This window comes from Bradyrhizobium stylosanthis, assembly GCF_001641335.1.
Taxonomy (GTDB): domain Bacteria; phylum Pseudomonadota; class Alphaproteobacteria; order Rhizobiales; family Xanthobacteraceae; genus Bradyrhizobium; species Bradyrhizobium stylosanthis.
In genome coordinates, this window is sequence record NZ_LVEM01000002.1 from 242,463 (window position 1) to 266,700 (window position 24,238).

At 64.9% G+C, this 24,238-nt stretch carries 23 protein-coding genes; 18 read left to right on the forward strand and 5 right to left on the reverse strand.

What is annotated here, in order from left to right; translation table 11 throughout:
• The first annotated feature begins 130 nt into the window (after positions 1-130).
• The 12 genes from A7X65_RS13040 to xth all read left to right on the forward strand — a co-directional run bounded on the left by A7X65_RS13040 (position 131) and on the right by xth (position 12,047).
• A complete protein-coding gene (locus tag A7X65_RS13040; RefSeq protein ID WP_008142802.1) occupies positions 131-469 on the forward strand; it encodes a P-II family nitrogen regulator in 339 nt (112 codons plus the stop codon).
• Positions 470-604: 135 nt separating this feature from the next.
• On the forward strand, positions 605-1,906 hold the full coding sequence (locus A7X65_RS13045) for an ammonium transporter (protein WP_063685322.1): 1,302 nt from the start codon (positions 605-607) through the stop codon (positions 1,904-1,906).
• Between the two features lie 38 nt (positions 1,907-1,944).
• Positions 1,945-2,259, forward strand: a complete 315-nt coding sequence (locus tag A7X65_RS13050) for an ArsR/SmtB family transcription factor (protein ID WP_063685324.1) — start codon at positions 1,945-1,947, stop codon at positions 2,257-2,259.
• 12 nt (positions 2,260-2,271) lie between these two features.
• On the forward strand, positions 2,272-2,622 hold the full coding sequence (locus A7X65_RS13055; RefSeq protein WP_063685326.1) for an SRPBCC family protein: 351 nt from the start codon (positions 2,272-2,274) through the stop codon (positions 2,620-2,622).
• Between the two features lie 41 nt (positions 2,623-2,663).
• The gene (locus A7X65_RS13060; RefSeq protein ID WP_063685328.1) at positions 2,664-3,266 is read left to right on the forward strand and encodes an ATP-dependent Clp protease proteolytic subunit; all 603 of its coding nucleotides are present in this window, start codon (positions 2,664-2,666) and stop codon (positions 3,264-3,266) included.
• Between the two features lie 448 nt (positions 3,267-3,714).
• Positions 3,715-4,053: a P-II family nitrogen regulator gene (locus A7X65_RS13065; RefSeq protein ID WP_008142813.1), complete on the forward strand. Its 339-nt coding sequence runs from the start codon at positions 3,715-3,717 to the stop codon at positions 4,051-4,053.
• Positions 4,054-4,090: 37 nt separating this feature from the next.
• Positions 4,091-5,539, forward strand: coding sequence for an ammonium transporter (locus A7X65_RS13070; protein ID WP_063685330.1), 1,449 nt, complete (start codon positions 4,091-4,093; stop codon positions 5,537-5,539).
• 204 nt (positions 5,540-5,743) lie between these two features.
• Positions 5,744-6,148: a GFA family protein gene (locus tag A7X65_RS13075; RefSeq protein ID WP_063687651.1), complete on the forward strand. Its 405-nt coding sequence runs from the start codon at positions 5,744-5,746 to the stop codon at positions 6,146-6,148.
• 341 nt (positions 6,149-6,489) lie between these two features.
• On the forward strand, positions 6,490-7,704 hold the full coding sequence (locus tag A7X65_RS13080; RefSeq protein WP_063685332.1) for an aminotransferase class I/II-fold pyridoxal phosphate-dependent enzyme: 1,215 nt from the start codon (positions 6,490-6,492) through the stop codon (positions 7,702-7,704).
• Between the two features lie 9 nt (positions 7,705-7,713).
• Complete coding sequence (locus tag A7X65_RS13085) at positions 7,714-10,197, forward strand: DNA translocase FtsK (protein ID WP_063685334.1); 2,484 nt, start codon at positions 7,714-7,716, stop codon at positions 10,195-10,197.
• A 181-nt stretch (positions 10,198-10,378) separates the two neighbouring features.
• On the forward strand, positions 10,379-11,101 hold the full coding sequence (locus tag A7X65_RS13090; protein WP_063687653.1) for an outer membrane lipoprotein carrier protein LolA: 723 nt from the start codon (positions 10,379-10,381) through the stop codon (positions 11,099-11,101).
• A gap of 130 nt (positions 11,102-11,231) precedes the next feature.
• The gene (gene xth, locus A7X65_RS13095) at positions 11,232-12,047 is read left to right on the forward strand and encodes an exodeoxyribonuclease III (RefSeq protein WP_063685336.1); all 816 of its coding nucleotides are present in this window, start codon (positions 11,232-11,234) and stop codon (positions 12,045-12,047) included.
• A 53-nt stretch (positions 12,048-12,100) separates the two neighbouring features.
• Here xth and A7X65_RS13100 read toward each other — a convergent pair whose 3' ends face one another.
• Entirely contained in the window at positions 12,101-12,544 is a 444-nt protein-coding gene (locus A7X65_RS13100) for a cyclic nucleotide-binding domain-containing protein (protein WP_063685338.1), read from the reverse strand.
• A gap of 58 nt (positions 12,545-12,602) precedes the next feature.
• Positions 12,603-13,289: a response regulator transcription factor gene (locus A7X65_RS13105; protein WP_008142830.1), complete on the reverse strand. Its 687-nt coding sequence runs from the start codon at positions 13,287-13,289 to the stop codon at positions 12,603-12,605.
• Positions 13,290-13,491: 202 nt separating this feature from the next.
• On the opposite strand from A7X65_RS13105, the gene A7X65_RS13110 reads away from it, so the two are divergent.
• Both A7X65_RS13110 and A7X65_RS13115 read left to right on the forward strand, forming a co-directional pair.
• Entirely contained in the window at positions 13,492-14,061 is a 570-nt protein-coding gene (locus A7X65_RS13110; RefSeq protein ID WP_063685339.1) for a L,D-transpeptidase family protein, read from the forward strand.
• A 6-nt stretch (positions 14,062-14,067) separates the two neighbouring features.
• Entirely contained in the window at positions 14,068-14,850 is a 783-nt protein-coding gene (locus A7X65_RS13115; RefSeq protein ID WP_063685341.1) for a 2-keto-4-pentenoate hydratase, read from the forward strand.
• A gap of 48 nt (positions 14,851-14,898) precedes the next feature.
• On the opposite strand, the gene A7X65_RS13120 is transcribed toward A7X65_RS13115, so the two are convergent.
• Positions 14,899-15,588: a YggS family pyridoxal phosphate-dependent enzyme gene (locus A7X65_RS13120; RefSeq protein ID WP_063685343.1), complete on the reverse strand. Its 690-nt coding sequence runs from the start codon at positions 15,586-15,588 to the stop codon at positions 14,899-14,901.
• Positions 15,589-15,697: 109 nt separating this feature from the next.
• Between A7X65_RS13120 and A7X65_RS13125 the strand changes: the two genes are divergently transcribed.
• Positions 15,698-17,401, forward strand: coding sequence for a diguanylate cyclase domain-containing protein (locus A7X65_RS13125; RefSeq protein ID WP_063685345.1), 1,704 nt, complete (start codon positions 15,698-15,700; stop codon positions 17,399-17,401).
• Here the strand turns inward: A7X65_RS13125 and A7X65_RS13130 are convergent.
• On the reverse strand, positions 17,398-18,375 hold the full coding sequence (locus tag A7X65_RS13130; RefSeq protein ID WP_063687655.1) for a GGDEF domain-containing protein: 978 nt from the start codon (positions 18,373-18,375) through the stop codon (positions 17,398-17,400). The genes A7X65_RS13125 and A7X65_RS13130 overlap by 4 nt on opposite strands.
• 266 nt (positions 18,376-18,641) lie before the next feature.
• On the opposite strand from A7X65_RS13130, the gene leuS reads away from it, so the two are divergent.
• The 3 genes from leuS to holA all read left to right on the forward strand — a co-directional run bounded on the left by leuS (position 18,642) and on the right by holA (position 22,941).
• Positions 18,642-21,266: a leucine--tRNA ligase gene (gene leuS, locus A7X65_RS13135; RefSeq protein ID WP_063685347.1), complete on the forward strand. Its 2,625-nt coding sequence runs from the start codon at positions 18,642-18,644 to the stop codon at positions 21,264-21,266.
• Positions 21,253-21,804, forward strand: coding sequence for an LPS assembly lipoprotein LptE (gene lptE / locus A7X65_RS13140; protein WP_063685349.1), 552 nt, complete (start codon positions 21,253-21,255; stop codon positions 21,802-21,804). Before leuS ends, lptE begins: the two co-directional genes overlap by 14 nt.
• 108 nt (positions 21,805-21,912) lie before the next feature.
• The gene (gene holA, locus A7X65_RS13145; RefSeq protein WP_063685351.1) at positions 21,913-22,941 is read left to right on the forward strand and encodes a DNA polymerase III subunit delta; all 1,029 of its coding nucleotides are present in this window, start codon (positions 21,913-21,915) and stop codon (positions 22,939-22,941) included.
• Positions 22,942-23,250: 309 nt separating this feature from the next.
• Here holA and A7X65_RS13150 read toward each other — a convergent pair whose 3' ends face one another.
• A complete protein-coding gene (locus tag A7X65_RS13150) occupies positions 23,251-24,138 on the reverse strand; it encodes a ParB/RepB/Spo0J family partition protein (RefSeq protein WP_063685353.1) in 888 nt (295 codons plus the stop codon).
• Between the last annotated feature and the right edge of the window lie 100 nt (positions 24,139-24,238).

A 24,238-nucleotide genomic window follows, 5' to 3' on the forward strand; every position in this document is an offset into this window, starting at 1 on the left:
TGGCCGTCCTTGGCCAAACGTTTTTCCGCTTCAATCTGCAACTTTTTTATGCCATTTGCCCCGAAAGATGCCAGATTGACGCTGCGCCGGGGACATACGGCGCGGCGCATCCCGGGGAATAGGCCTGACCATGAAACTTGTCGTCGCGATCATCAAACCCTTCAAGCTCGATGAGGTCCGCCAGGCCCTGACGGCGATCGGCGTCCACGGCATGACCGTGACCGAGGTGAAGGGCTATGGCCGCCAGAAGGGTCACACCGAGATCTATCGCGGCGCCGAATATGTCGTGAATTTCCTGCCGAAGCTGCGCATCGAGATCGCGGTCGCCTCCGACGTCGCCGACAAGGCGGTCGCCGTGATCACCGCGACGGCGCGCACCGGCCAGATCGGCGACGGCAAGATCTTCGTCACGCCGATCGACCACGCCCTGCGCATCCGCACCGGCGAGACCGACAGCGACGCACTGTAGACTTTGGTTTTGACGCGTTTTCTTCACGCGAACCGGTATCCACTTCGCTCGAAAACGCTTTGAAAAGTAATCTTCGATCGCACCGGGGCAACGACGCCACAGCGTGCGACGCCAATTGATGCCGGGGGGAACGATATGGCGGGATTGTTGCGCCGCGCAGCTGCTATGGCTGCGGGAATTGGATTTGTGTCGGTTATTGCCGCGCCCGCATACGCCGCGGATTCCGAGATCAACACCGCCGACACCGCCTGGATGATCGTCGCCACCGCGCTGGTGCTGATGATGACGATCCCGGGGCTCGCGTTGTTCTACTCCGGCATGGTGCGCAAGAAGAACGTGCTCGCCACCATGGCGCAAAGCCTCGCCGCGGTGACGATCATCTCGATCCTCTGGGTCGCGTTCGGCTATTCGCTCTGCCTCGTCGGCGACGGCCCGTGGATCGGCACGCTCGACCGGTGGTTCCTGGCGGGCATGACCCTCGACAGCGTCAACCCGGCGGCGAAGACGATCCCGGAAGCGCTGTTCATGCTCTACCAGATGACGTTCGCGATCATCACGGTCGCGCTGGTCGCGGGCTCGGTCGCCGACCGCATGCGGTTCTCGGCCTATCTGCTGTTCTCCGTCGCGTGGTTCATCTTCGTCTACATTCCGCTGGCGCATTGGGTGTGGGGTGGCGGCTTCCTCAACAGCATGGGCGTGCTCGACTTTGCGGGCGGGCTCGTGGTGCATCTGTCGGCCGGCACCGCCGGCCTCGTCGCCGCGAAGGTGATGGGACGCCGTCATGGCTACGGCACCGAAAATCTCTCGCCCTTCGATCTCTCGCTCGCGGTGATGGGCACCGGCCTGTTGTGGGTCGGCTGGTTCGGCTTCAACGGCGGCTCGGCGGGCGCGGCCAATTCGCGCGCGGTGCTGGCGATCATCGCGACGCATCTTGCGGCCTGCTCCGGCGCGCTGACCTGGGGCGCGATCGAATGGTCGACCCGGCGCAAGCCCTCGGTGCTCGGCATGATCTCGGGCGCGGTCGCCGGCCTCGGCACCATCACGCCGGCCTCGGGCTTCGTCGCGCCGTGGCATGGCATCGTGATCGGCATCGTCGCCGGCGCGGTCTGCTACTGGGCCTGCACCTGGTTGAAGCACCGCTTCAACTATGACGACTCCCTCGACGTGTTCGGCGTCCACGGCATCGGCGGCCTGACCGGGACCCTGCTCGCCGGCGTGTTCGCCACCAGCGCGATCGGCGGCACCGCCGGCCTGCTCGAGGGCCATCCGCGGCAGTTGCTGATCCAGCTCTACGGCGTCGCGGTCACCTTTGTCTGGGCGGGGGGCGTCAGCTTCATCCTGCTCAAGCTGGTCGGCCTGTTCGTACCCTTGCGCGTCTCCCGTGAGCACGAGCTCGAGGGACTCGATATCTCGCAGCACGGCGAAGCTCTACAGTAGGGCTTGCACGACACATAAGTAAGTGCTTATGTGTTGGCATGATCAAAGCCGACATCTTCAAGGCGCTGGCCGACCCGACGCGCCGAAAGGTCTTTGAAAAGCTCGCTGGCGGAAGCCTCAATGCCAGCGCCTTACGCGACGGTTTGGAGATCAGCCAGCCGGCGATGTCGCAGCATCTCTCGGTGCTGCGCGCGGCAGGCCTCGTGCGCGAAGAGCGGCAGGGCCGTTTTGTGAATTACGAAGTCGACCCGGACGGCATCGCCGCCATCGGGGCATGGCTCGCGCGTTATCGCGCCTATTGGCCGAAGCGCATGGAAGCCCTCGCTGACCTCCTGAAGGACATGGATCAATAAGGATCTGGATCAATGAGCGATGCAGTCGAATCCGATCGCCCGGACACAAAGCTGGTGCTTGAATATGAGTTCGATGCACCGCCGGCAAAGGTCTGGCGCGCGGTGACCATTCCTGAATTGCGCGAGCGCTGGCTGCCGGATTGCGATCTTGCCGGCGCCGAGCCGGAGACATCGATTCCGGGCGAAGAGGTACGTTATCGGCTGCGCGATTCCGAACCGCCGTTTCGCGAGAGCCACGTCATCTTCAAGGTCGAGCCGAACGAAGACGGCGGCACACGCTTTCGCATCATCCAGCAGGCAATCAGCGTAAAACTGCCGCAAGCAGCCAACAGCAATTGCTGCCTGATGCGCGCAGCCGCCTAACACCCACAAGACTTCATCACCTGCAGACATGGAGGTCGCCGATGCGCGACATGCTTCAGCTCGTCCCTATGGTCGTCGAACAATCCGCGCGCGGCGAACGATCCTTCGACATCTACTCGCGGCTGCTGCGCGAGCGCATCATCTTCCTCAACGGCGAGGTCAATGATGCGATGTCGGGCCTCGTCTGCGCGCAGCTGCTGTTCCTGGAAGCGGAGAATCCCAACCGGCCGATCAATCTCTACATCAACTCCTACGGCGGCGTGGTCACCTCCGGCCTTGCGATGTACGACACCATGCAGTTCATCAAGGCGCCGGTTCATACGCTGTGCATGGGCACCGCGCGCTCCATGGGCTCGTTCCTGCTGATGGCCGGCGAGCCCGGTCACCGCGCCGCGCTGCCCAATGCCAGCCTTCACGTGCATCAGCCGCTCGGCGGCTTCCAGGGCCAGGCGTCCGACATCCTGATCCACGCCAACGAAATGCAGGAAACCAAGCGGCGCCTCATCCGCCTCTATGCGCAGCATTGCGGGCGCTCCGAGGAGGAGGTGGAACGGACGCTCGACCGCGACCACTTCATGACCGCGCAGCAAGGCGTCGAATGGGGATTGATCGACCGGGTCTTTGCGGAGCGGGAGGCCGCCTGACGGACTGTCGGCGGCTCCAGCCGGATACCGCTTGGGGAGTCCAGGGCGGCGCGGGCTGGCCGGCCGGTTAGCGCGCATCCCATGAGCAGGACGGCGGGCTATCCGGTATTTCGCGGCACGGACACGCCCGTTCATGGGCTTTTGGCGTAATTAGATACCGTCGAGCTGCCCGGCGCGTGAGCAACATTGTGTCGGCCGCCTGTCATGCCTGCATTTTGAGCAGATGTGGTCAGGTTTTGAGCGCGACGTAATAGCGCACTGCACCGCAATACCCGTCCGGCGCGAAAACACCCGTTTTCATAGTCCGTTAGGCAATGCACCCGATCTGGCACGGCATTTGATTCTAGGGGTCCCGGCTGTGCCCGCGTAGTGAAACTTCTCCCTCGTGGCGAACCAGTCGAGACACGCCCGGCCACGTCCGGACCGGGCCCAAGCGGGGATAGGACCCATGAAAATTGTTATGGCGATTATCAAGCCATTCAAGCTGGAAGAAGTCCGTGACGCCCTGACCGCCATTGGCGTTCACGGTCTCACGGTGACGGAAGTCAAGGGATATGGCCGTCAGAAAGGCCATACGGAAATCTATCGCGGCGCCGAATACGCCGTGAGCTTCCTGCCCAAGATCAAGATCGAGGTCGCTGTCGCCTCCGATCAGGTCGACAAGACCATCGACGCCATCACGTCCGCGGCGAAAACCGGACAGATCGGCGACGGCAAGATCTTCGTCATCAACCTCGACCACGCGGTCCGTATCCGCACCGGCGAGGCCGATGCTGCGGCCCTCTGATTTCGCGCTCAACCTTATCCAATCAGGAGTGAATAATATGACGTTCAAGCGTCCCTATGGCGCGGGATTGGCGGCTCTCGCAGTCGGCCTGTTCGCTGCGACCGCAGCCTACGCCGAGCCAACGGTCAACAAGGGAGACAACGCCTGGATGCTGACATCGACAGTGCTGGTGCTGTTGATGACGATCCCCGGCCTCGCGCTGTTCTACGGCGGCCTCGTCCGTTCCAAGAACATGCTCTCCGTCCTGATGCAGGTGTTCTACACCGTCTGCGTCGTCACCGTGATCTGGGCCGTGTACGGCTACAGCCTCGCCTTCACTGGCGGTTCCGACTTCATCGGCGGCTTCTCCAAGGCCTTCATGATGGGCGTCACCACCGACTCGAAGGCTGCGACCTTCTCGGTCGACGCCAACATCTCGGAGCTCATCTACATGTGCTTCCAGATGACCTTCGCGGCGATCACGCCCGCCCTCATCGTCGGCGCCTTCGCCGAGCGCATGAAGTTCTCGGCGATCGCGCTGTTCATCCCGCTCTGGGTCACGCTGATCTACTTCCCGATCGCGCACATGGTCTGGTACTGGCCCGGCCCGGACGCGATCCAGGATGCGGCCAAGGCTCTGGCTGCGGCGGGTGATGCGGCGGCGAAGACCGCGGCTCAGGCCAAGCTCGACGAGATCAACGCCGACGCCGGCTGGATCTTCAAGAAGGGCGCGATCGACTTCGCTGGCGGCACCGTGGTGCACATCAACGCCGGCATCGCAGGTCTCGTCGGCGCTCTCCTGATCGGCAAGCGCGTCGGTTACGGCAAGGAGCTGATGGCTCCGCACTCGCTGACCATGTCGATGATCGGCGCCTCGCTGCTCTGGGTCGGCTGGTTCGGCTTCAACGCCGGCTCCAACCTCGAAGCCAACGGCGGCGCTGCGCTCGCCATGACCAACTCCTTCGTCGCCACCGCAGCCGCCGCGCTGTCGTGGATGTTCGCGGAGTGGATCGTGAAGGGTCACCCGTCGGTGCTCGGCGTCATCTCCGGCGCTGTCGCGGGTCTCGTCGCCGTCACGCCCGCCGCCGGCTTCGCCGGTGTCATGGGTGCGATCGTCCTCGGCCTGGTGGTCGGCGTGGTCTGCCTGTTCTTCTGCACCGTCGTGAAGAACGCGCTCGGCTACGATGACAGCCTCGACGTGTTCGGCGTCCACTGCGTCGGCGGCATCGTCGGCGCTCTCGGCACCGGCATCCTGGTGAACCCGGCCCTCGGCGGCGCGGGCATCATCGACTACACCGCGATCCCGCCGAAGGTTGCCGATTACGACTTCGCGGCGCAGATGATCTCGCAGATGTGGGGCGTCGGCACCACGCTGGTGTGGTCGGGCGTCGGTTCGGCGATCCTCTACAAGGTCGTCGATGTGATCGTTGGCCTCCGCGCCAATGTCGAGAGCGAGCGTGAAGGCCTCGACATCACCGAGCACACCGAGCGCGCCTACAACATGTAACGCTCTCCTCCCGGGCGCGGTCTCCTCGGGGGCCGCGTCCACTCCTACGGTTTGGGCACATACCCGGCAATGCCCCGACCGTTGAGGGGCTCCAGCGCAAGTTGGAGCCCCTTTCTTTTTGACCAGTCGCCGAAGAAAAAGATTGCCATTCCGGATCGCCGGCGCAGAAATATCGACCTCAAGAACAACAACCGGGAGGTCGTCATGCGTTTGGAAGGCGGATGCTATTGCGGCGCGGTGCGCTACAAGGCCGAGGGCGATCCGATGATGCAGGCGCAGTGTCACTGCCGCGAATGCCAGTACATCTCGGGCGGCGCGCCCAACACCTTCATCGCGATGCCGGCGGCCGGCTTCAGCTACGTCAGCGGCCAGCCCAAGCAGTTCACGCGCAAGGACCTCGAGCGCGCGGTGACGCGCGAATTCTGCGCCGAATGCGGCACGCATCTGGTGACCAAGGTCCCGGGCCTGCCCGCCGCCATCCTCAAGGTCGGCACGCTGGACGAGCCGAAGCAATTCCAGCCGCAGATGGCGATCTACACCTGCGATATGCAGGAGTTCCACGCGATCCCCGCGGGCATGAAAACGTTCGAGAAGCTGCCGGGGCATTAGGGGCGCGATAGCGCGAATTTCGTCATGCCCGGGCTTGTCCCGGGCATCCACGTTCTTGAGCGCACCAGGAAAGGTCGTGGATGGCCGGGACAAGCCCGGCCATGACGTTGCCGAAATATCCTCGCCCCACAGCGCCAGCAAACGTCGCTTTCGACGAAAAGCCGCGGCCTTGATCAGCCGCCATGCATCCCGTTGTTATCCGGCCCCATTTTTCCCGCTCTGGACGGGACCGCCGGCCGATGGTTAATCGCGTCTTAACCTCGCCCTATCTATGGTGAACTGACCCGCTTCCCGCCGGCGCCTTGGTGCGACCGGCCGTTCCAAGAGTACTGGCGCCCAGAATGGTCATGACCGCTTCAACCCGTGCGCCGCTGGACGGTGGAAGCTCCAACAACGCACGCTCGCCCTTCGTCCGGCTGAACGAGCTGCTGGCGCCGCATCAGCCCGGCAAGCCCTTGATTTCGCTCGCCGTCGGCGAGCCGCAGCATCCGGTGCCGGATTTCGTCGGCCCGGTGCTGGCCAAGCACATCGCCGATTTCGGCCGCTACCCGATGAACCAGGGCACCGACCCGTTCCGTCAGGCCGCGAGCACCTGGCTGTCCTCGCGCTTCAAGCTGCCGCGACAGCTCGACCCCAAGAGCGAGATTCTCGTCCTCAATGGCAGCCGCGAAGGGCTGTTCCTCGCCGCGATCGCGGCCGCCCGCTATGTCGGCCCGAAGCCCGGCAAGCCCGCCGTCCTGATGCCGAACCCGTTCTATCCGGTCTATGGCGCCGGTGCCGATGCAGCGGCCTGCGAACAGGTCTATCTGCCGACCACGGTCGAGAACGGCTTTCTGCCCGATCTCGATGCCATCGACGAAGCAACGCTGGCGCGCACGGTGGCGTTCTATCTGGCCTCGCCCGCCAATCCGCAGGGCTCTGTCGCCTCGCGCGATTACTTCACGCGCCTGAAGGGCCTCGCCGATCGCTACGGCTTCATGATCCTCAGCGACGAGTGCTATTCGGAAATCTACACCCGCGAAGCGCCGGGCAGCGCGCTCGAATGCGCCGGTCCCGATTTCACCCGCGTGGCCGCGTTCCAGTCGCTGTCGAAGCGCTCGAACCTTCCGGGCCTGCGCGTCGGCTTCGCCGCCGGCGACAAGAAGTTCATCGGCATGTTCCTGGAGCTGCGCAACATCGCAGCGCCGCAGGTGCCGGTGCCGCTCCAGCACGTTGCGACCTTCGCCTATGGCGACGAAGCGCATGTCGAGGAGAACCGCAGGCTGTACCGGATCAAGTTCGATCTCGCCGACCAGATCATCGGCAATCGCTACGGCTATCGCCGGCCCGATGCCGGCTTCTGCGTCTGGCTCAATACGTCCGAGATCGGCGACGACGTGTCGGTGACGCTCAAGCTCTTCAAGGAGGCCGGCGTGCGCGTGGTACCCGGCAGCTTCCTGGCGCGGCAGCAGCCCGACGGATTCAATCCCGGCGCAGGCTACATCCGCCTCGCGCTGGTGCAGGATGGCGAGACCACGGCGCAGGCGCTGCACCGCCTGGTCGAGACTCTGGGTTAGGCGGGGCCCGTGAGCATGTCGGCAATCGAACGCGTCATTCCTCTGGTCGGCCATCTGCCGCCCTCGATCCGCGAGGGGCTGGCGCGGCGCATGCGCGAGCTCACTGGCCTTGGCCTGATTGGCCTGTCGGGCGTCGCATCGGCAGCGCTGATGACCTGGTCGGTGCAGGATCCCAGCCTCAGCCACGCCACCTCGCGGCCGATCCGCAACATCCTCGGCTATGCCGGCGCGATCGGCGCCGATCTTGCGATGCAGATCCTCGGGCTCGGCGCGATCATGCTGGTCCTGACCGTCGCGGTCTGGGGCTGGCGCATGATGACGCATCGCCCGTTCGACCGCGAGGCGCTGCGGCTCGGCTCCTGGATTCTCTGCACCGTGATCGCGGCAGGCTTCGTCAGCTGCTGGCCGCATGGCGGCGCCTGGCCGCTGCCGACCGGCCTCGGCGGCGTGGTCGGCGATGCCCTGGTGCGCGCGCCCGCGGTGATCTTCGGGCCGCCGGGCACGATCTATCGCATCATCCTCGGCACGATCCTGTTCGCCGCGATGGCGGCGACCTTCCTGATCGCCTGCGGCCTCGGCGCGCGCGAGCACGATGACGAGCTCGCCGATATCGAGGATGACGACAAGCCGCTCGACGAGGACGAGGAGAGCGATCGCGGCTCGGTATCGCTGGGCTGGCTGTTCCATGCGCTGATGAGCACGAAGGCGCGCCTGATCTGGCTGTGTGGTGCCGCCTACCGTTCGCTGGTGTCGAGCGGTCCGAAGACCAAGGCGGTCGGCTTCAGCCGCCAGGAGCCCAATCTCGGCGGCGGTCGCGCCGCGCCCTCGATCTCGCCGCAGGCCGAGGACGAGGACTACGAGGACGAGCACGAGGAAGCAGAAGAAGACGAAGAGGAAGAGGAAGAAGAGGAGCCCGCCGCGCGCGCGCCGAAGAAGAAGGCTGCGCCGAAGGCCGCGTCCAAGAAGGGCTCCGACAAGTTCGAGCTTCCGTCCGTCTCCGTGCTGGCCGCGCCGAAGGCCGGCGATCGCCAGCCGCTCAGCAAGGCCGAGCTGGAAGCCAATTCGCGCTCGCTCGAAGGCGTGCTGCAGGATTTCGGCGTGCGCGGCGAGATCGTGAAGGCCAATCCGGGTCCCGTGGTCACGCTGTACGAACTGGAGCCGGCGCCCGGCATCAAGTCGTCGCGCGTGATCGGCCTTGCCGACGACATCGCGCGATCGATGAGCGCGCTATCCGCGCGCGTCGCCGTCGTGCCCGGCCGCAATGCCATCGGCATCGAGCTGCCGAACGCGCATCGCGAGAAAGTCTATCTGCGTGAGCTGCTCATCGCGAAGGAAGCCACTGACACGGTCGCGAAGCTTCCGCTCTGCCTTGGCAAGACCATCGGCGGCGATCCCGTCATCATCGACCTCGCGCGCACGCCGCACATGCTGATCGCCGGTACCACCGGCTCGGGCAAGTCGGTCGCGATCAACACCATGATCCTCAGCCTGGTCTACCGGTTGCGCCCGGATCAGTGCCGCCTGATCATGGTCGATCCGAAGATGCTCGAACTCTCCGTCTATGACGGCATTCCCCATCTGCTCACGCCCGTCGTGACCGACCCGAAGAAGGCGGTGGTCGCGCTGAAATGGGCAGTGCGCGAGATGGAAGAGCGCTACAAGAACATGGCCAAGCTCGGTGTGCGCAACATCGACGGCTACAACACGCGCCTGCTCGAACTGAAGGCCAAGGGCGAGGAGCCGACGCGCACGGTGCATACCGGCTTCGACAAGGAGACCGGCAAGGCGATCTACGAGGAAGAGAAGCTCTCGCTCGATCCGCTGCCCTACATCGTCATCATCGTCGACGAAATGGCCGACCTGATGATGGTCGCCGGCAAGGACATCGAAGGCGCGGTGCAGCGTCTCGCGCAGATGGCGCGCGCCGCCGGCCTGCACGTGATCCTGGCGACGCAGCGTCCGTCGGTCGACGTCATCACCGGCACCATCAAGGCCAACTTCCCGACCCGCATCGCCTTCCAGGTGACGTCCAAGATCGACAGCCGCACCATTCTCGGCGAGATGGGCGCCGAGCAGCTGCTCGGCCAGGGCGACATGCTCTACATGGCCGGCGGCGGCCGCATCAGCCGCGTGCACGGACCGTTTGCCTCCGACGAGGAAGTCGAGAAGGTGGTGCGTCACCTCAAGACGCAGGGCCAGCCGGAATATCTCGAAGCCGTTACCGCCGAAGAGCCGACCGAGGACGAGGACGGCGCGGTGTTCGACGCGACCGGCATGGGTGCCGATGGCGGCGGCGACCTGTTCGCGCAGGCCGTGGCGATCGTCAAACGCGACCGCAAGGCCTCGACCAGCTACATCCAGCGCCGCCTGCAAATCGGCTATAACCGCGCCGCCTCACTGATGGAGCGGATGGAACTGGAAGGTATCGTCGGACCCGCCAACCACGCCGGAAAGCGTGAGATTCTGGTCGAGGAAGAAGACAGCCATATGTGAGGCGAGGGGCCTCTAAACATAATTTCACGTAGAATCGATATCTGCTTTTGCCCAAAATCACGCTAAAAGGCGCCTAGCCACACAGGACGACGCGTTGATCAGACACAAGGACATTCGATTCGCCGCCACCATCGCAGCGCGCAGCGCGCGGGTCGCGGGCGTGCTTCTCGTCACCGCCGCGATGGTGACTGCGTCGTCCTTTGCGCAGAACGTGCCCGTGCCGAAGCCCGCGCCGAAGGGCCGCGATGGCGCCTCCGCCGGCGGGCCGGCCGTCACCGGCGCGATGCAGACCCCGCCGAATCCGGTGATCCCGGATCCGCGCCGCAACGTGCCCAGCAGCATCTTCCAGACCTTCGATGCCAACCAGAAGGCGCAGGCGGCCAAGGTCAGTGCGTACCTGTCGTCGCTCCAGACCCTGGTCGGGAATTTCGTCCAGGTCGGCCCCGACGGCAGCAAGACGCAGGGCGATTTCTACATCCAGAAGCCGGGCAAGGTGCGCTTCGAATATGACGCGCCGAGCCCGATCGACATCGTCGCCGACGGGTCCTCGCTTGTGGTGCGCGACCGCAAGCTCGCGACCCAGGACGTCTATCCGCTGTCGCAGACGCCGCTGCGCTTCCTGTTGTCCGACCGCATCGATCTGATGAAGGACACCAATGTCGTCAACGTCTCGGCCGACGACGTCTTCGTCAGCGTCACCATCGAGGAGAAGCAGGCGCTCGTCGGCACCAGCCGCCTGCTGCTGATGTTCGGCGCCAAGGACGGCCAGCTCAAGCAGTGGACCGTCACCGACCCGCAGGGCTACGACACCACCATCGCGGTCTACAATCTGGATTCGAGCAAGAAGCTCGACCCCAGCATGTTCAAGATCGATTTCACCAACTACGGACCGTCGCCGGGTTGAGGCCCGACGGCGGCTCCGATGATCGTCATGCCCGGGCTTGTCCCGGGCATCCACGTTTCTGGGCCCAGAAAAAGGCGTGGATGGCCGGGTCAAGCCCGGCCATGACGGATGGAGTTTGTTAGATCGTCCCATGCGTCTTTCCCTGACAACCTGGAACATCAACTCGGTGCGGCTGCGCATCGATCTGGTCGCGAAATTCCTCAAGAGCGCGCGGCCCGAAGTGCTGTGCCTGCAGGAAACCAAGTGCATCGACGACGCCTTTCCGCTGAAGCGCTTCAAGCGGCTCGGCTATGAGCATGTCGCGCTGAACGGGCAGAAGGGCTATCACGGCGTCGCCATCGTCTCGAAGATTCCGTTTGAGTCGAAGGACATCCGCACCTTCTGCGACAAGGTGGATTCGCGGCACATCTCGGTGTCGTTCGGCGAGAAGGCGGGCATCGCAAAGCCGCTGGTGCTGCATAATTTCTACGTGCCCGCGGGCGGCGACATTCCCGATCCCGCGCTGAACGAGAAGTTCGATCACAAGCTTCGCTTCCTCGACGAGATGAAAGCTTGCGAGCCGCTGCATCCGCGCGGCGAGGATCGTCACATCCTGGTCGGCGATCTCAACGTCGCCCCGCACGAGAACGACGTGTGGTCGCACAAGCAGCTCTTGAAGGTCGTCTCGCACACGCCTGTCGAAACCGAGAAGCTGAAGGCGGCGCTCGAAGCCGGCGAATGGGTCGACGTCGCGCGCGACCGCATTCCCATGTCGGAGAAGGTCTATACGTGGTGGAGCTACCGCTCCGCCGACTGGACCGTCGGCGATCGCGGCCGCCGTCTCGATCACATCTGGGTCTCGCGCGCGCTAAAGGACGCGGTCAGCGATTTCAGGATTCTGCGCGATGCGCGGAGCTGGGAGCGTCCGTCGGACCATGTGCCAGTGACGGTGACGCTGGACGTTTGAGATCAGTAGCCCGGATTGCGCTGCGCTCCATCCGGGCTACGGCACTACACCTCTCAACTCGTCAGCTTCGCGCCCGCCATCAATATATCGCTCGCGATCTGACTTGATCGCACCGCGAACTCATCGCGCAGGCGCACGGCGGCGGCGGGGTCGCTTTCGAGCACGCGCTGGAACAGGCTGCGCGCGACGCGGATGACGGAGGAATGCTCCAGCGCGGTCGCGCTCGACGGCCGCTTCATCGGCACCACCAGCGCGAGCTCGCCAATCAGCGCGCCGGGACCTGCAATCATCTCGGCGCCCGCGCCGTCGTCGACCCGGAAGGCACCGCGCTGGACCACGAAGCCGGCATCGGCATCGTCGCCAAGATTGAACAGGACGTCGCCGCGGACGAAGTCACGCTGCTCGGAGCCGATCGCCAGCATGCGCAACGAGGCGTCTCCCAACAGGCGCAGTGTCGGGACACGCTCGAGAAGCGCTACGTCATCGTCGATTGACATTCAGATCCGAGGCTCAAGGGCGCGCCATCTAAAACGATTCGCACGCCCCCAAAGCGTATCACGGCACCAGCTTGTAGCCACCGGCTTCCGTGACCAGGATCTCCGGATTGGCGGCATCCTTCTCGATCTTCTGGCGGAGGCGGTAGATGTGGGTTTCCAGCGTGTGGGTGGTGACGCCGGAATTGTAGCCCCAGACCTCCTGGAGCAGGGTCTCGCGCGAGACCGGCATCTGGCCGGCGCGATAGAGGAAGCGGAGGATCGCCGTTTCCTTCTCGGTGAGGCGGACCTTGCGGGCATTGGCCGCGGTCAGCATCTTCGAGCCCGGACGGAAGGAGTAAGGGCCGACCGAGAACACAGCGTCCTCGCTGGCCTCGTGCTGGCGAAGCTGGGCGCGGATGCGGGCGAGCAGCACGGCGAAGCGGAAGGGTTTTGCGACGTAGTCGTTGGCGCCGGATTCCAGGCCCAAAATCGTGTCGGAGTCGGTGTCGTGCCCGGTCAGCATGATGATCGGGGCCTTGAAGCCGCCCTTGCGCAGGGAACGGACGACTTCGCGGCCGTCGGTGTCGGGCAGGCCGACATCCATCAGAACCAGATCGGGGGAATTGGCCTTTGCGGCGCTCGCGCCCTTGGCGCCGGTATCGACGGCGGAGGCTTCAAATTCTTCGTGCAGCGATAATTGCTCCACCAACGTATCGCGCAGATCGGTATCGTCATCCACGATCAGGATCTTGCGGGCATTGGCCATAGGGTATCATCCTTTTGGGGCCGGCTCGGCGCGCATGCATGCCGCACCCAGCCGCGAGGGGAAGTTTAGGGGTCGCCGTTATTATTGTTGTTCGTGTTGAAGTAGTGGGCTGTTACCGATTCTCAAGCCAGAACCACTCTAACTCAGAATAGCAGGCCGTTTTGATGAATGTCCTGTAATGAATTCGACATTGCACGTTCACATGAAAAACAACGCTGCTTCAGGTACTTACGCCAGAAATCGACGCTCCGGACCGCTGTCGGCGATCCGCGTTAAGCCTGCCGCCGGGAATCCGCGCCGGGGCTGGCTGACGGCCGGACACCTGACCATTCCGGTGGCGCTGGGGCGCGGCGGCGTCCTCGCCAACAAGCGCGAGGGCGACGGCGGGACCCCGCGGGGCAGCTTCCGGCCCAAGCGCCTGTGGTGGCGCGGCGACCGCCACAGCCGCCCGCAGACCTTCCTGCCGGCGCGGATCATCACCGGCGCGGACGCCTGGTGCGAGGATCCCAACGACCGCCACTACAATCAGGCGATCCGGCGCGGCGAGGGGCAGGGCGGTGACCGGCTCAAGCGGGCCGACCATCTCTATGACTTCATCATCGAGATCGACCACAACACCAGGCCGCGCATCGCCGGCCGCGGCAGCGCCGTGTTCCTGCATCTGGCCCGCGACAATTTCGGCCCGACCGCGGGCTGCGTTTCGATGACCGAGGCGGCGATGCTACAATTGCTGCGACGGATAGGACCAAGAACAAGAATCATCATCGGGTGAGGGCACATGCTCGAGAAGGATCACATCGCCGCGGCATCGCGCGTCCTCGTTCAGCATTGGCGCGATGGCAGCAAGCTCGAGGCGCTCGAGACAAAGCTGCGGCCACAGAGCCGCGCTGACGGTTACGCCATCCAGGCCGTGCTTGAAACGCAGTCGCCTGGACTGTTCGGCTGGAAGATCGCGGCAACGAGCGAGTCCGGCCAGAAGCACATCAATGTCTCGGGACCGCTGGCCGGCCGCATCATGAACGACACCGTGATCGCCGACGGCGGCACCGCGTCGATGAAGGGCAACGCGATGCGCGTCGGCGAACCTGAATTCGCCTTCCGCATGGACCGCGACCTGCCGCCGCGCGCGACGCCATACACCGTCGACGAAGTGCTCGCCGCGGTCGGCAGCTTCCATCCTGCGATCGAGATTCCCGATTCGCGCTTCACCGATTTCGCCGGCGCCGGCGAGGCGCAGCTCATCGCCGACAATGCCTGCGCGCATCTGTTCGTGCTGGGCGCGGCGACATCGGCGGATTGGCGCGCGATGGATCTGGTCGAGGAGCGGCCGCAGATCACGCTGCGCGGCGAGCGCTATATCGGCCACGGCAGAAACGTGCTCGGCGATCCCCGCGTTGCGCTGGCCTGGCTTGCCAACGAGCTGCGCGGGCTCGGCATCACCTTGCGGGCAGGGCAGGTGGTGACCACGGGCACATGCCATCCGCCGCTGCCGATCCAGGCCGGCGATCATCTTGCGGTGGATTTTGGTACGCTGGGCAAGGTGTCGGTGGGGTTCAAATAGGCGCGGCACATACCGCCGTCGTCCCGGCGCAGGCCGGGACGACAACGACTACCGATGCCCGAAGATCGCGCTGCCCACGCGCACATGCGTGGCGCCCAGCATGATGGCGGTGGCGAAATCGGCGCTCATGCCCATCGAAAGATTCTTCAATCCGTTGCGCGCGGCGATCTTGGCGGTGAGCGCGAAATGCGCCGCCGGCGGCTCGTCCACGGGCGGGATGCACATCAAGCCGGAGATCGTCAGCCCATAGGTGTCGCGGCAGCTGGCGAGGAAGGCATCGGCCTCGCCGGGAGCGATGCCGGCCTTCTGCGGCTCCTCGCCGGTGTTGATCTGGACGAACAGCTGCGGACTCTTTTTCTGGGATTCAATTTCCTTGGCTAACGCTTGGCAAATGCTGGGGCGGTCGACCGAATGGATGGCGTCGAACAGCGCGACGGCCTCTTTCGCCTTGTTGGATTGCAGCGGCCCGATCAGATGCAGCGCGACATCAGGGTAAACAGACGTTAAGGCCGGCCACTTGCCTTTGGCCTCCTGCACCCGATTCTCGCCGAATACGCGCTGTCCGGCAGCGATGACCGGGGTAATTGCGTCAGCGTCGAAAGTCTTGGACACCGCGATCAGCGTGACGGAGGCGCGATCGCGGCGCGCTTCCCTGCAGGCGCGTGCAATTTCAGCCTCGACCGAAGCGAGTGCATTTGGTGAATGGCCGGTTACCGGCGCGGCGCTGTCTTCTGTCATGATGTCGGATTGTCCGTGATCGTAACGGAGGTAAGTCCAATTTTACCGAGTTCAAGAAAGAGTTTTTGAACCCTTCGCTTTACCTTAGCCCGCGGGGTGGGCAGCGAAGATGGCAAACGTCAGTTTCAACCGCAAACGAGCGAAACTCAAGCAGGTTCTCGGGATCCGGGCGCGGCTTGCTTTGCTCGCGGTGATTCTGGTTGCGCCCTTGATGCTCGAGCGCATTCGCTCGCTCGAAGATGCGCGCACGCGCCAGATCGCCCAGGCAGCCGCCGAATTCACCACCATCGCAAGACACAGCGCCGATGCGCAGCGCGAGGTGATCTCGTCGGTCGAGACCATCCTGAAATCGGAAGCTTTCATCCGCGCCTCCGCCGGCGGTATCACCAAGAGCTGTGACGTGCTGCGCGCGAGCCTGCCGTCGAACCTGCCCTGGATCCGCACACTTCTGATCGCCGGCCAGGACGGACGCATCCAGTGCGCCACCAACAACATGTATGTCGGCCTCGACCTCAGCGACCGGCCCTACTTCCAGCAGGCACAGGAAACCGGACGCTTCGTGCTGAGCGACTTCATCCTGTCGCGGCCGGTGCCGACGCCGACCGTGATGGCGGTATATCCGGTGTCCGCGTTCAGCGGCGTTGCCGATGCCGTCGTGCTCGCCACCGTCAACCTCGACTGGATGTCGAAGGTCATGAACAATCTCGGCGGCCGCGCCGGCATCACCGCCGTGCTGGTCGACAGCGCCGGCACCGTGCTGGCCGCCCCCGCCGACCAGCACAGCGCGGTCGGTCGTCCGCTCGACAACATGCCGCTGATGTCCGCGATCGCCGACAAGGCGCTGCGCTCGGACCAGGACGAAGGTTCGCTCTCCTTCCTCGCCGCCGACGGCTCGCGCCGCGCGGTCAGCTACATCCGCATCGCCGGCACCAATGCCCGCCTGATCGCCAGCATCGACGAAGACAAGGTGTCCGCGGCGGTGAGCCGCGACATCCGCACCGCCTATCTCCAGCTTGCCTTCGTCGTCGTGTTCGTCCTGCTCGGCGCGCTGATCGCGGCCGAGAAGCTCGTGATCAAGCCGATCGAGATGCTGGCCGACATGGCCAAGCGCCTCGGCGAAGGCGATCTCTCGGCGCGCGCGGCGCGCAATCGCCTGCCCGCCGAGTTCGTGCCGCTGGCCCGCGCCTTCAACGCGATGGCCGCGCAGCTCAGCCAGCGCGAGCGCGAGCTGATCGCGAGCAACGACCGCCTGACTGTGATGGCCTCGATCGACATGCTCTCGGGCCTCGCCAACCGCCGCGGCTTCCAGAGCCGGCTCGACTTCGAATGGATGCGCGCGCAGCAATATGGCAGCGACCTCGCGCTGCTGATGATCGACGTCGACCATTTCAAGCTGTTCAACGACACCTACGGACATCTCGAAGGCGATTCCTGCCTGACCCGGCTCGGCGAGTCGCTGTCCGGCATCGCCGCCGACACGATGGGTTTTGCCGCGCGCTATGGCGGCGAGGAATTCTGTTTGCTGCTGCCGAATACGGACGTGAACCGCGCCGTCGAGATCGGCGAGCAGGTGCGTGCGGCCGTGCTGAAGCTGTGCCTGCCGCACATCACCTCCGCCCACATGATCGTCACCGTCTCGATCGGCGTCGCCGCGACGAGGCCGAACGAGGCCTTGCGCCCCGGCGATCTCATCGAAGCTGCCGACGCCGCGCTCTATGCGGCGAAGCATCGCGGCCGCAACAACGTCGTCGAACATGGCGTGCAGATGATCGAGACCGGCACCGCTGCCATGATGATGGCAGCCAGCGCTTAACTTGCCGCGTCGGCGCGATCGAGCTCGATCTCCGTCACCACGCGATTACGGCCGCCGCCCTTGGCGAGATAGAGCGCGCGATCGCAGCGCTCGATGAAGTCGGCGATGGCTTCGCCGGAACGATATTGCGCCACGCCGATCGAAATCGTGATGTTGGGCAGGACCTCTCCGGTCGAGCGGCGCGTGATCTTGGATTCCGCGATCGCGCGCCTGATGCGCTCGGCGGTTTCGGTACAGGCGGCAAGATCGGCGCCCGGCAGCACGGCGATCAACTCCTCGCCGCCATAGCGCGCCGGCAGGTCCTGCGCGCCGACCTTCTCGCGCAGTACCCTCGCCATCAGACGCAGCACCTGGTCGCCGACGCCATGGCCAAAGCTGTCGTTGAAGGTCTTGAAGTGGTCGATGTCGATCAGAAGCACGCTGAGCGGCTCGCCCCAATCAGCCGTCGCCTGCGCCTTGCGCAGGAATTCGTCGAGCGCCCGTCGGTTGGCAAGGCCCGTCAGCGTGTCGGTCCGCGCCCGTTCCTCGGATTTGGAGAGCGAGTCGCGGATCACGTCGAGCTCGCGGGCCTTTTCGGCAAAGCCCGCCTCGAGGCGGGTCGCCCTCGTGGCGGCGCGCGCCAGCTCGTTCATGAGCTGGGCGACCAGCGCCTTCGGATCGACGCCGGACTTACCCTGGTCGGCGACCTCGCTGATCGCCTGCATCTGCGAATGGTTGTCGGCGATCGCGGTGGTCAGAAACTCCTTTGCCGCTCCCATCAGGCCGTGCAGGCGCTCCGACGTGCTGGTGACGACGGCACTCACCTTGGGAGCGATGTAGGTCTCGAACAGGTTCTGATTGGTTTTGCTGTCGAAGGGACGGTTGTGGTCGATCAGCAGATCGATGGCATTACGCAGATCGTCCTGGCCGCCCGCGAAGTACTGGAACCAGATCGCAAAATTGGTCGGCGTCGGCGGAATCCCCTGCTCGGCCATGCTCCGCATCGCCCGTCCGGCGATCGAGGCGGCATAGTCGTAGTCGGGATCGTCGCAACAGGCGTCCATTGGAAGTATTTTGGGGTCCTTGCCGACCGCAAATTCGCATCTACCCCTTAATCACATCCCAACGGCGGCCTCGGTAGTTATGCGGAGCCGCCCGGGGAGGGTCTCCGAGGTGCGGCAACCCATTGACCCCTTACGGACTTCTATGGCCTAGTCCGGCCTCTTTAGGACGGCCGAACCCACGAAAACCCAACGATTCCATGACCTCCGAACGCTACAACGCTAGGGATTCCGAACCCCGCTGGCAGGCTGCCTGGGACCAGCAGGCGATCTTCGTCTCGAAGAACGACGACCCGCGGCCGAAATACTATGTGCTCGAGATGTTCCCCTACCCGTCGGGGCGCATCCATATCGGCCATGTCCGGAATTATACGCTTGGCGACGTGCTGGCCCGCTTCATGCGCGCCAAGGGGTTCAACGTGCTGCACCCGATGGGCTGGGACGCTTTCGGTCTGCCGGCCGAGAACGCCGCCATCGAGCGCAAGGTGGCGCCGAAGGCCTGGACCTACGACAACATCGCCGCGATGAAGAAGCAGCTCCGCTCGATCGGGCTGTCGCTGGACTGGAGCCGCGAATTCGCGACCTGCGATCCCACCTACTACAAGCATCAGCAGAAGATGTTCCTGGACATGCTGGCGGCCGGCCTCGCCGAACGCGAGAAGCGCAAGCTCAACTGGGATCCGGTCGACATGACCGTGCTCGCCAACGAGCAGGTGATCGACGGCCGTGGCTGGCGTTCCGGCGCGATTGTCGAGCAGCGCGAGATGAGCCAGTGGGTCTTCAAGATCACGAAGTACTCGCAGGAGCTGCTGTCGGCGCTGGACGGTCTGGACCGCTGGCCCGACAAGGTCAGGCTGATGCAGCGCAACTGGATCGGCCGGTCGGAGGGCCTGCTGGTCCGCTTCGCGCTGGACGCGGCGACGACGCCCGCTGGCGAGAGCGAGCTGAAGATTTTCACGACGCGGCCGGACACGCTGTTCGGCGCGAAGTTCATGGCGATCTCGGCGGATCATCCGCTGGCGCAGGCGGCCGCGGCGAAGAACCCGAAGCTTGCGGAGTTCATCGCCGACATCAAGAAGATCGGCACCGCGCAGTCGATCATCGACACCGCGGAGAAGCAGGGCTTCGACACCGGCATCCGCGCGGTGCACCCGTTCGACCCGAGCTGGAAGCTGCCCGTCTACGTCGCCAATTTCGTGCTGATGGAATACGGCACCGGCGCGATCTTCGGCTGCCCCGCGCACGACCAGCGCGACCTCGACTTCGTCAACAAGTACAATCTCGGCAACACGCCAGTCGTGTGCCCGGACGGGCAGGACCCGAAGACGTTCGTGATCACCGATACCGCCTATGACGGTGACGGCCACATGATCAATTCGCGCTTCCTCGACGGCATGACGATCGATCAGGCCAAGGAAGAGGTGGCGAAGCGCCTCGAGGCCGAGCTGCGCGGCAACGCGCCGGTCGGCGAGCGTCAGGTCAATTTCCGCCTGCGCGACTGGGGCATTTCGCGCCAGCGCTATTGGGGCTGCCCGATTCCGGTCATCCACTGTCCGAAGTGCGACGTGGTGCCGGTGCCGGACGCCGACCTGCCGGTGGTGCTGCCGGAGGATGTGAGCTTCGACAAGCCGGGCAATGCGCTCGACCATCACCCGACCTGGAAGCACGTCACCTGCCCGAAATGCGGCGGCAAGGCCCAGCGTGAAACCGACACCATGGACACCTTCGTGGATTCGTCCTGGTACTTTGCGCGCTTCACCGATCCCTGGAACGAGACCGCGCCGACGACGCCCAAGGTCGCCAACCGGATGCTGCCGGTCGACCAGTATATCGGCGGCGTCGAGCACGCGATCCTGCATCTGCTCTACAGCCGCTTCTTCACCCGCGCGATGAAGGCCACCGGGCACATCGCGCTGGACGAGCCGTTCGCCGGCATGTTCACGCAGGGCATGGTGGTGCACGAGACCTACCAGAAGGCCGACGGCAGCTGGGCGCAGCCAGCCGAGGTGAAGGTCGAGGGCGCCGGAAACGACCGCCGCGCCACGCTGCTCAGCACCGGCGAGGCGGTCACGATCGGCCCGATCGAGAAGATGTCGAAGTCGAAGAAGAACACGGTCGACCCCGACGACATCATCGAGACCTACGGCGCCGACGTCGCCCGCTGGTTCATGCTGTCGGACTCTCCGCCCGACCGCGACGTGATCTGGAGCGACGAGCGCGTCCAGGGCGCCTCGCGCTTCGTGCAGCGGCTGTGGCGGCTGGTGAACGATTCCGCGGAACTCGGTAAGGCCGCACCGGCGGTCCGGCCGGCCAGCTTTGGCCCGGACGCCACCGCCCTGCGCAAGGCGGCCCATGGCGCGCTGGACAAGGTCACGACCGGGATCGAGCGGCTGCATTTCAACGTCTGCCTCGCCCATATCCGCGAATTCGCCAACGCCTTCTCGGAAGTGCTGCAGCGTCCCGGCCAGCCGTCGGCCGATCTCGCCTGGGCAATCCGGGAGGCCAGCCAGATCCTGGTCCAGCTGTTCTCGCCGATGATGCCGCATCTGGCCGAGGAGTGCTGGCAGGTGCTGGGGCACTCCGGGCTGGTTTCGGAAGCCGATTGGCCCCAAATCGAACGCGATTTGCTGGTTGAAGACAGCGTGACCCTGGTGGTCCAGGTCAACGGCAAGAAGCGGGGCGAGGTCACAGTTGCAACAGCGGCCCAGAATCCGGAAATCGAGGCTGCCGTTTTGGCCCTCGATGCGGTAAAACTGGCCCTGGACGGCAAGCCCGTCCGCAAGGTGATCATCGTCCCCAAGAGGATCGTGAATGTTGTCGGCTAGGTTCCGTATCGCAGCCCGCTTGCTGGCGGTGGCCGCATTGGCGGCGCTGACGGCCGGCTGCTTCCAGCCGATGTATGCCGAGCGTACCGACGGCACCCCCGGCCTGCGCGAGAAGCTGATGGGGGTCGAGCTGCCCCCGATCGCCAAGCCCAATGCCTCCCGTGAGGCCCGGGTCGGCGTCGAGGTCCGCAACGCCCTCGCCTTCAAGCTTTACGGCACCGCCACGGGTATGCCGCCGACGCACCGCCTGGACATCCGCTTCAGCTCCAGCCGTTCGTCCCTGATCGTCGATCCCAACACGGGTCTGCCGAGCAGCGAGAATTACGGCATCGACTGCCAGTACAATCTGGTCGAGGTCGTCAGCGGCAAGTCGGTCATGAGCGGCACCACGTTCTCGCGCGTGTCCTACGACATGCCCGGCTCCTACCAGCGCTTCTCGCGCAACCGCGCGGTGCGCGACGCCGAGGATCGCGCCGCCAACGAGATCGCCGAGAACATCAATACCCGGCTCGCCTCGTTCTTCACCGCGGGCACGTAGCCACTTCCGTCATTCCGGGGCATGCGAAGCATGAACCCGGAATCTCGATCCCCAACCTCTGGATTCCGGGTGCACGCTGCGCGCGCCCCGGAACGACAATCGAGCCCGATGGTCGCGCTGCGCGGAAAAGAGATCGACGCCTTTCTCGCCCGCCCCGATGCGGGCCGGCCGATCATCCTGCTCTACGGTCCTGACGCGGGCCTCGTGCGCGAGCGCGCCGATGCGCTGATCGCCTCCGCCGTCGACGATCCCAACGATCCCTTTGCAATGGTGAAGCTCGACGGCGACGAGCTGTCCGCCGAGCCATCGCGGCTCGTCGACGAAGCCATGACGGTCCCGCTGTTCGGCGGCCGCCGCGCCATCCGCATCCGCGCCGGCTCGCGCAGCTTTGCCAGCGGGGTGGACACGCTGGCCGAGATGAACGTCAGGGATTGCCGCATCGTGATCGAGGCCGGCGAGCTGCGCCCGGAATCGCCGCTGCGCAAGGCCTGCGAAAAGGCGAAAACGGCCGTGGCGATCGGCTGCTATCCCGACACCGAGCGCGACCTTGCCAAGCTGATGGAGGACGAGCTCCGCATCGCGAATCTGCGCATCGCGCAGGATGCCCGCGCCGCGCTGATGTCGTTCCTCGGCGGCGACCGCCAGGCCTCGCGCAACGAGCTGCGCAAGCTGACGCTCTACGCTCACGGCAAGGGCGAGATCACGCTCGACGACGTGATGTCGGTGGTTGCGGATGCGTCCGAGCTGAAGCTCGATCCGATCGTCGACGGCGCCTTCGCCGGCCGGCCCGACATCGTCGAGACTGAGTTCGCCAAAGCCATGATCGCCGGCACCTATCCCGGCGTGATCATCTCGGCCGCGCAGCGCCAGGCCGCGTGGCTACACAAATCCGCGCTTGCGATCGCCGACGGCCAGCCTGCCTCCGCCGTTCTCGACGGCGGCTATCCGCGGCTGCATTTTTCACGAAAGCCAATGGTCGAGACTGCACTGCGCAATTTCAGCGTCGCGCGCCTCGCCGCCGTGATCGAGCAGCTCGCGACCGCCGCGCTCGACACCCGCAAGCAATCGACCCTCGCCGCCGCCATCGCCCAGCGCACGCTGATGGCAATCGCCGCGAATGCGAGGCGGCGGGGCTGAGCGCTCCCCACGTCATTGCGAGGAGCGCAAGCGACGAAGCAATCCAGAGTCCCTCCGCGGAGAGATTCTGGATTGCTTCACCTCGCTCACAATGACGATGTGGAGAAAAATGCGCGCCAAACACTCAGCCGTCGTCCCGGCGCAGGCCGGGACCCATAACCACGGGAAGGAGTTTGGCGAAGATTCGTCGTCCGGGACTGCTATCAACTTGCAATCGAACCATCACGCGGTATGGGTCCCGGCCTATGCCGGGACGACACCGAGGGTACAGCCAATTGCCCGGCGCACAACGTGGGGGCAGGTAGAGAGTTACAGCGCGCCCTTCGCCAGCCGCTTCATCACCTCGTCGAGCTGATCGAGGTTACGGTAGTTGATCTGGACCGAACCGCCGGGGTCGCGGTGGTTGACGGTCACCTTGAGACCGAGCGCGTCGCTGACGCGCTTCTCGAGATCGATCGTGTCGGGGTCTTTTTCCTTGGCGCCGGTGCTGCGCGCCTTCTGCGGCTTGCGTTCCGGCACGCCCTCTTCGTGCGCGAGCGCCTCGGTCTGGCGGACGTTGAGGCCTTCCTCGACGATCCGCCTGGCGGCCGCGAGCGGATCGGGAACGCCGATCAGCGCACGGGCATGGCCCGCGGAGAGATCGCCGCTGGTGATCAGCGCCTGCACCTCGACCGGCAACTTGGTCAGCCGCATCATGTTGGCGACATGACTGCGGCTCTTGCCCACGACCTTTGCGATGTCGTCCTGGCTGCGCTTGAACTCGTTGGCGAGCGCGTGATAGCCGAGCGCCTCTTCCATCGGGTTGAGATCTTCGCGCTGCACGTTCTCGACGATCGCGAACTCGAGCGCATCGCTGTCGCTGATGTCCACGGGGACGATCGGCACCTCGTGCAGACCGGCCATCTGCGAGGCACGCCAGCGCCGCTCGCCGGCGATGATCTCGAAGCGATCCTGCGTGCCCTTCACGGGGCGCACCACGATCGGCTGGATCACGCCGTGCTGCTTGATGGACTCGGAGAGCTCCTTCAGCTCCGTGTCCGAAAACGTGCGGCGCGGATTGCGCGGATTGGCCTTGATGAATTCGATCGGCACCTTGCGCTGCGCGCGCGGACGATCGACGTGCTGAGCCTCGCCGCCGACGTCACCGATCAGACTTGCAAGACCCCGGCCCAGTCGCGAACGCGCTTCGTCGGCCATTGCCAGCTCCCTTGGATTCACTTGGCAGCACTCCAGAACTGAATTGTCGTAACTTGTAGGATGGGTAGAGCGAAGCGAAACCCATCGCTGTTCGTACGTG

What these genes read in the sequence shown, in the direction of transcription:
- A7X65_RS13040 (WP_008142802.1), top strand. Translation starts at nt 131, where the DNA reads ATGAAACTTGTCGTCGCGATCATCAAACCCTTCAAGCTCGATGAGGTC.
- A7X65_RS13045 (WP_063685322.1), top strand. Translation starts at nt 605, where the DNA reads ATGGCGGGATTGTTGCGCCGCGCAGCTGCTATGGCTGCGGGAATTGGA.
- A7X65_RS13050 (WP_063685324.1), top strand. Translation starts at nt 1,945, where the DNA reads ATGATCAAAGCCGACATCTTCAAGGCGCTGGCCGACCCGACGCGCCGA.
- A7X65_RS13055 (WP_063685326.1), top strand. Translation starts at nt 2,272, where the DNA reads ATGAGCGATGCAGTCGAATCCGATCGCCCGGACACAAAGCTGGTGCTT.
- A7X65_RS13060 (WP_063685328.1), top strand. Translation starts at nt 2,664, where the DNA reads ATGCGCGACATGCTTCAGCTCGTCCCTATGGTCGTCGAACAATCCGCG.
- A7X65_RS13065 (WP_008142813.1), top strand. Translation starts at nt 3,715, where the DNA reads ATGAAAATTGTTATGGCGATTATCAAGCCATTCAAGCTGGAAGAAGTC.
- A7X65_RS13070 (WP_063685330.1), top strand. Translation starts at nt 4,091, where the DNA reads ATGACGTTCAAGCGTCCCTATGGCGCGGGATTGGCGGCTCTCGCAGTC.
- A7X65_RS13075 (WP_063687651.1), top strand. Translation starts at nt 5,744, where the DNA reads ATGCGTTTGGAAGGCGGATGCTATTGCGGCGCGGTGCGCTACAAGGCC.
- A7X65_RS13080 (WP_063685332.1), top strand. Translation starts at nt 6,490, where the DNA reads ATGGTCATGACCGCTTCAACCCGTGCGCCGCTGGACGGTGGAAGCTCC.
- A7X65_RS13090 (WP_063687653.1), top strand. Translation starts at nt 10,379, where the DNA reads ATGGTGACTGCGTCGTCCTTTGCGCAGAACGTGCCCGTGCCGAAGCCC.
- xth (WP_063685336.1), top strand. Translation starts at nt 11,232, where the DNA reads ATGCGTCTTTCCCTGACAACCTGGAACATCAACTCGGTGCGGCTGCGC.
- A7X65_RS13100 (WP_063685338.1), bottom strand. Translation starts at nt 12,544, where the DNA reads ATGTCAATCGACGATGACGTAGCGCTTCTCGAGCGTGTCCCGACACTG.
- A7X65_RS13105 (WP_008142830.1), bottom strand. Translation starts at nt 13,289, where the DNA reads ATGGCCAATGCCCGCAAGATCCTGATCGTGGATGACGATACCGATCTG.
- A7X65_RS13110 (WP_063685339.1), top strand. Translation starts at nt 13,492, where the DNA reads ATGAAAAACAACGCTGCTTCAGGTACTTACGCCAGAAATCGACGCTCC.
- A7X65_RS13115 (WP_063685341.1), top strand. Translation starts at nt 14,068, where the DNA reads ATGCTCGAGAAGGATCACATCGCCGCGGCATCGCGCGTCCTCGTTCAG.
- A7X65_RS13120 (WP_063685343.1), bottom strand. Translation starts at nt 15,588, where the DNA reads ATGACAGAAGACAGCGCCGCGCCGGTAACCGGCCATTCACCAAATGCA.
- A7X65_RS13125 (WP_063685345.1), top strand. Translation starts at nt 15,698, where the DNA reads ATGGCAAACGTCAGTTTCAACCGCAAACGAGCGAAACTCAAGCAGGTT.
- A7X65_RS13130 (WP_063687655.1), bottom strand. Translation starts at nt 18,375, where the DNA reads ATGGCCGAGCAGGGGATTCCGCCGACGCCGACCAATTTTGCGATCTGG.
- leuS (WP_063685347.1), top strand. Translation starts at nt 18,642, where the DNA reads ATGACCTCCGAACGCTACAACGCTAGGGATTCCGAACCCCGCTGGCAG.
- lptE (WP_063685349.1), top strand. Translation starts at nt 21,253, where the DNA reads ATGTTGTCGGCTAGGTTCCGTATCGCAGCCCGCTTGCTGGCGGTGGCC.
- holA (WP_063685351.1), top strand. Translation starts at nt 21,913, where the DNA reads ATGGTCGCGCTGCGCGGAAAAGAGATCGACGCCTTTCTCGCCCGCCCC.
- A7X65_RS13150 (WP_063685353.1), bottom strand. Translation starts at nt 24,138, where the DNA reads ATGGCCGACGAAGCGCGTTCGCGACTGGGCCGGGGTCTTGCAAGTCTG.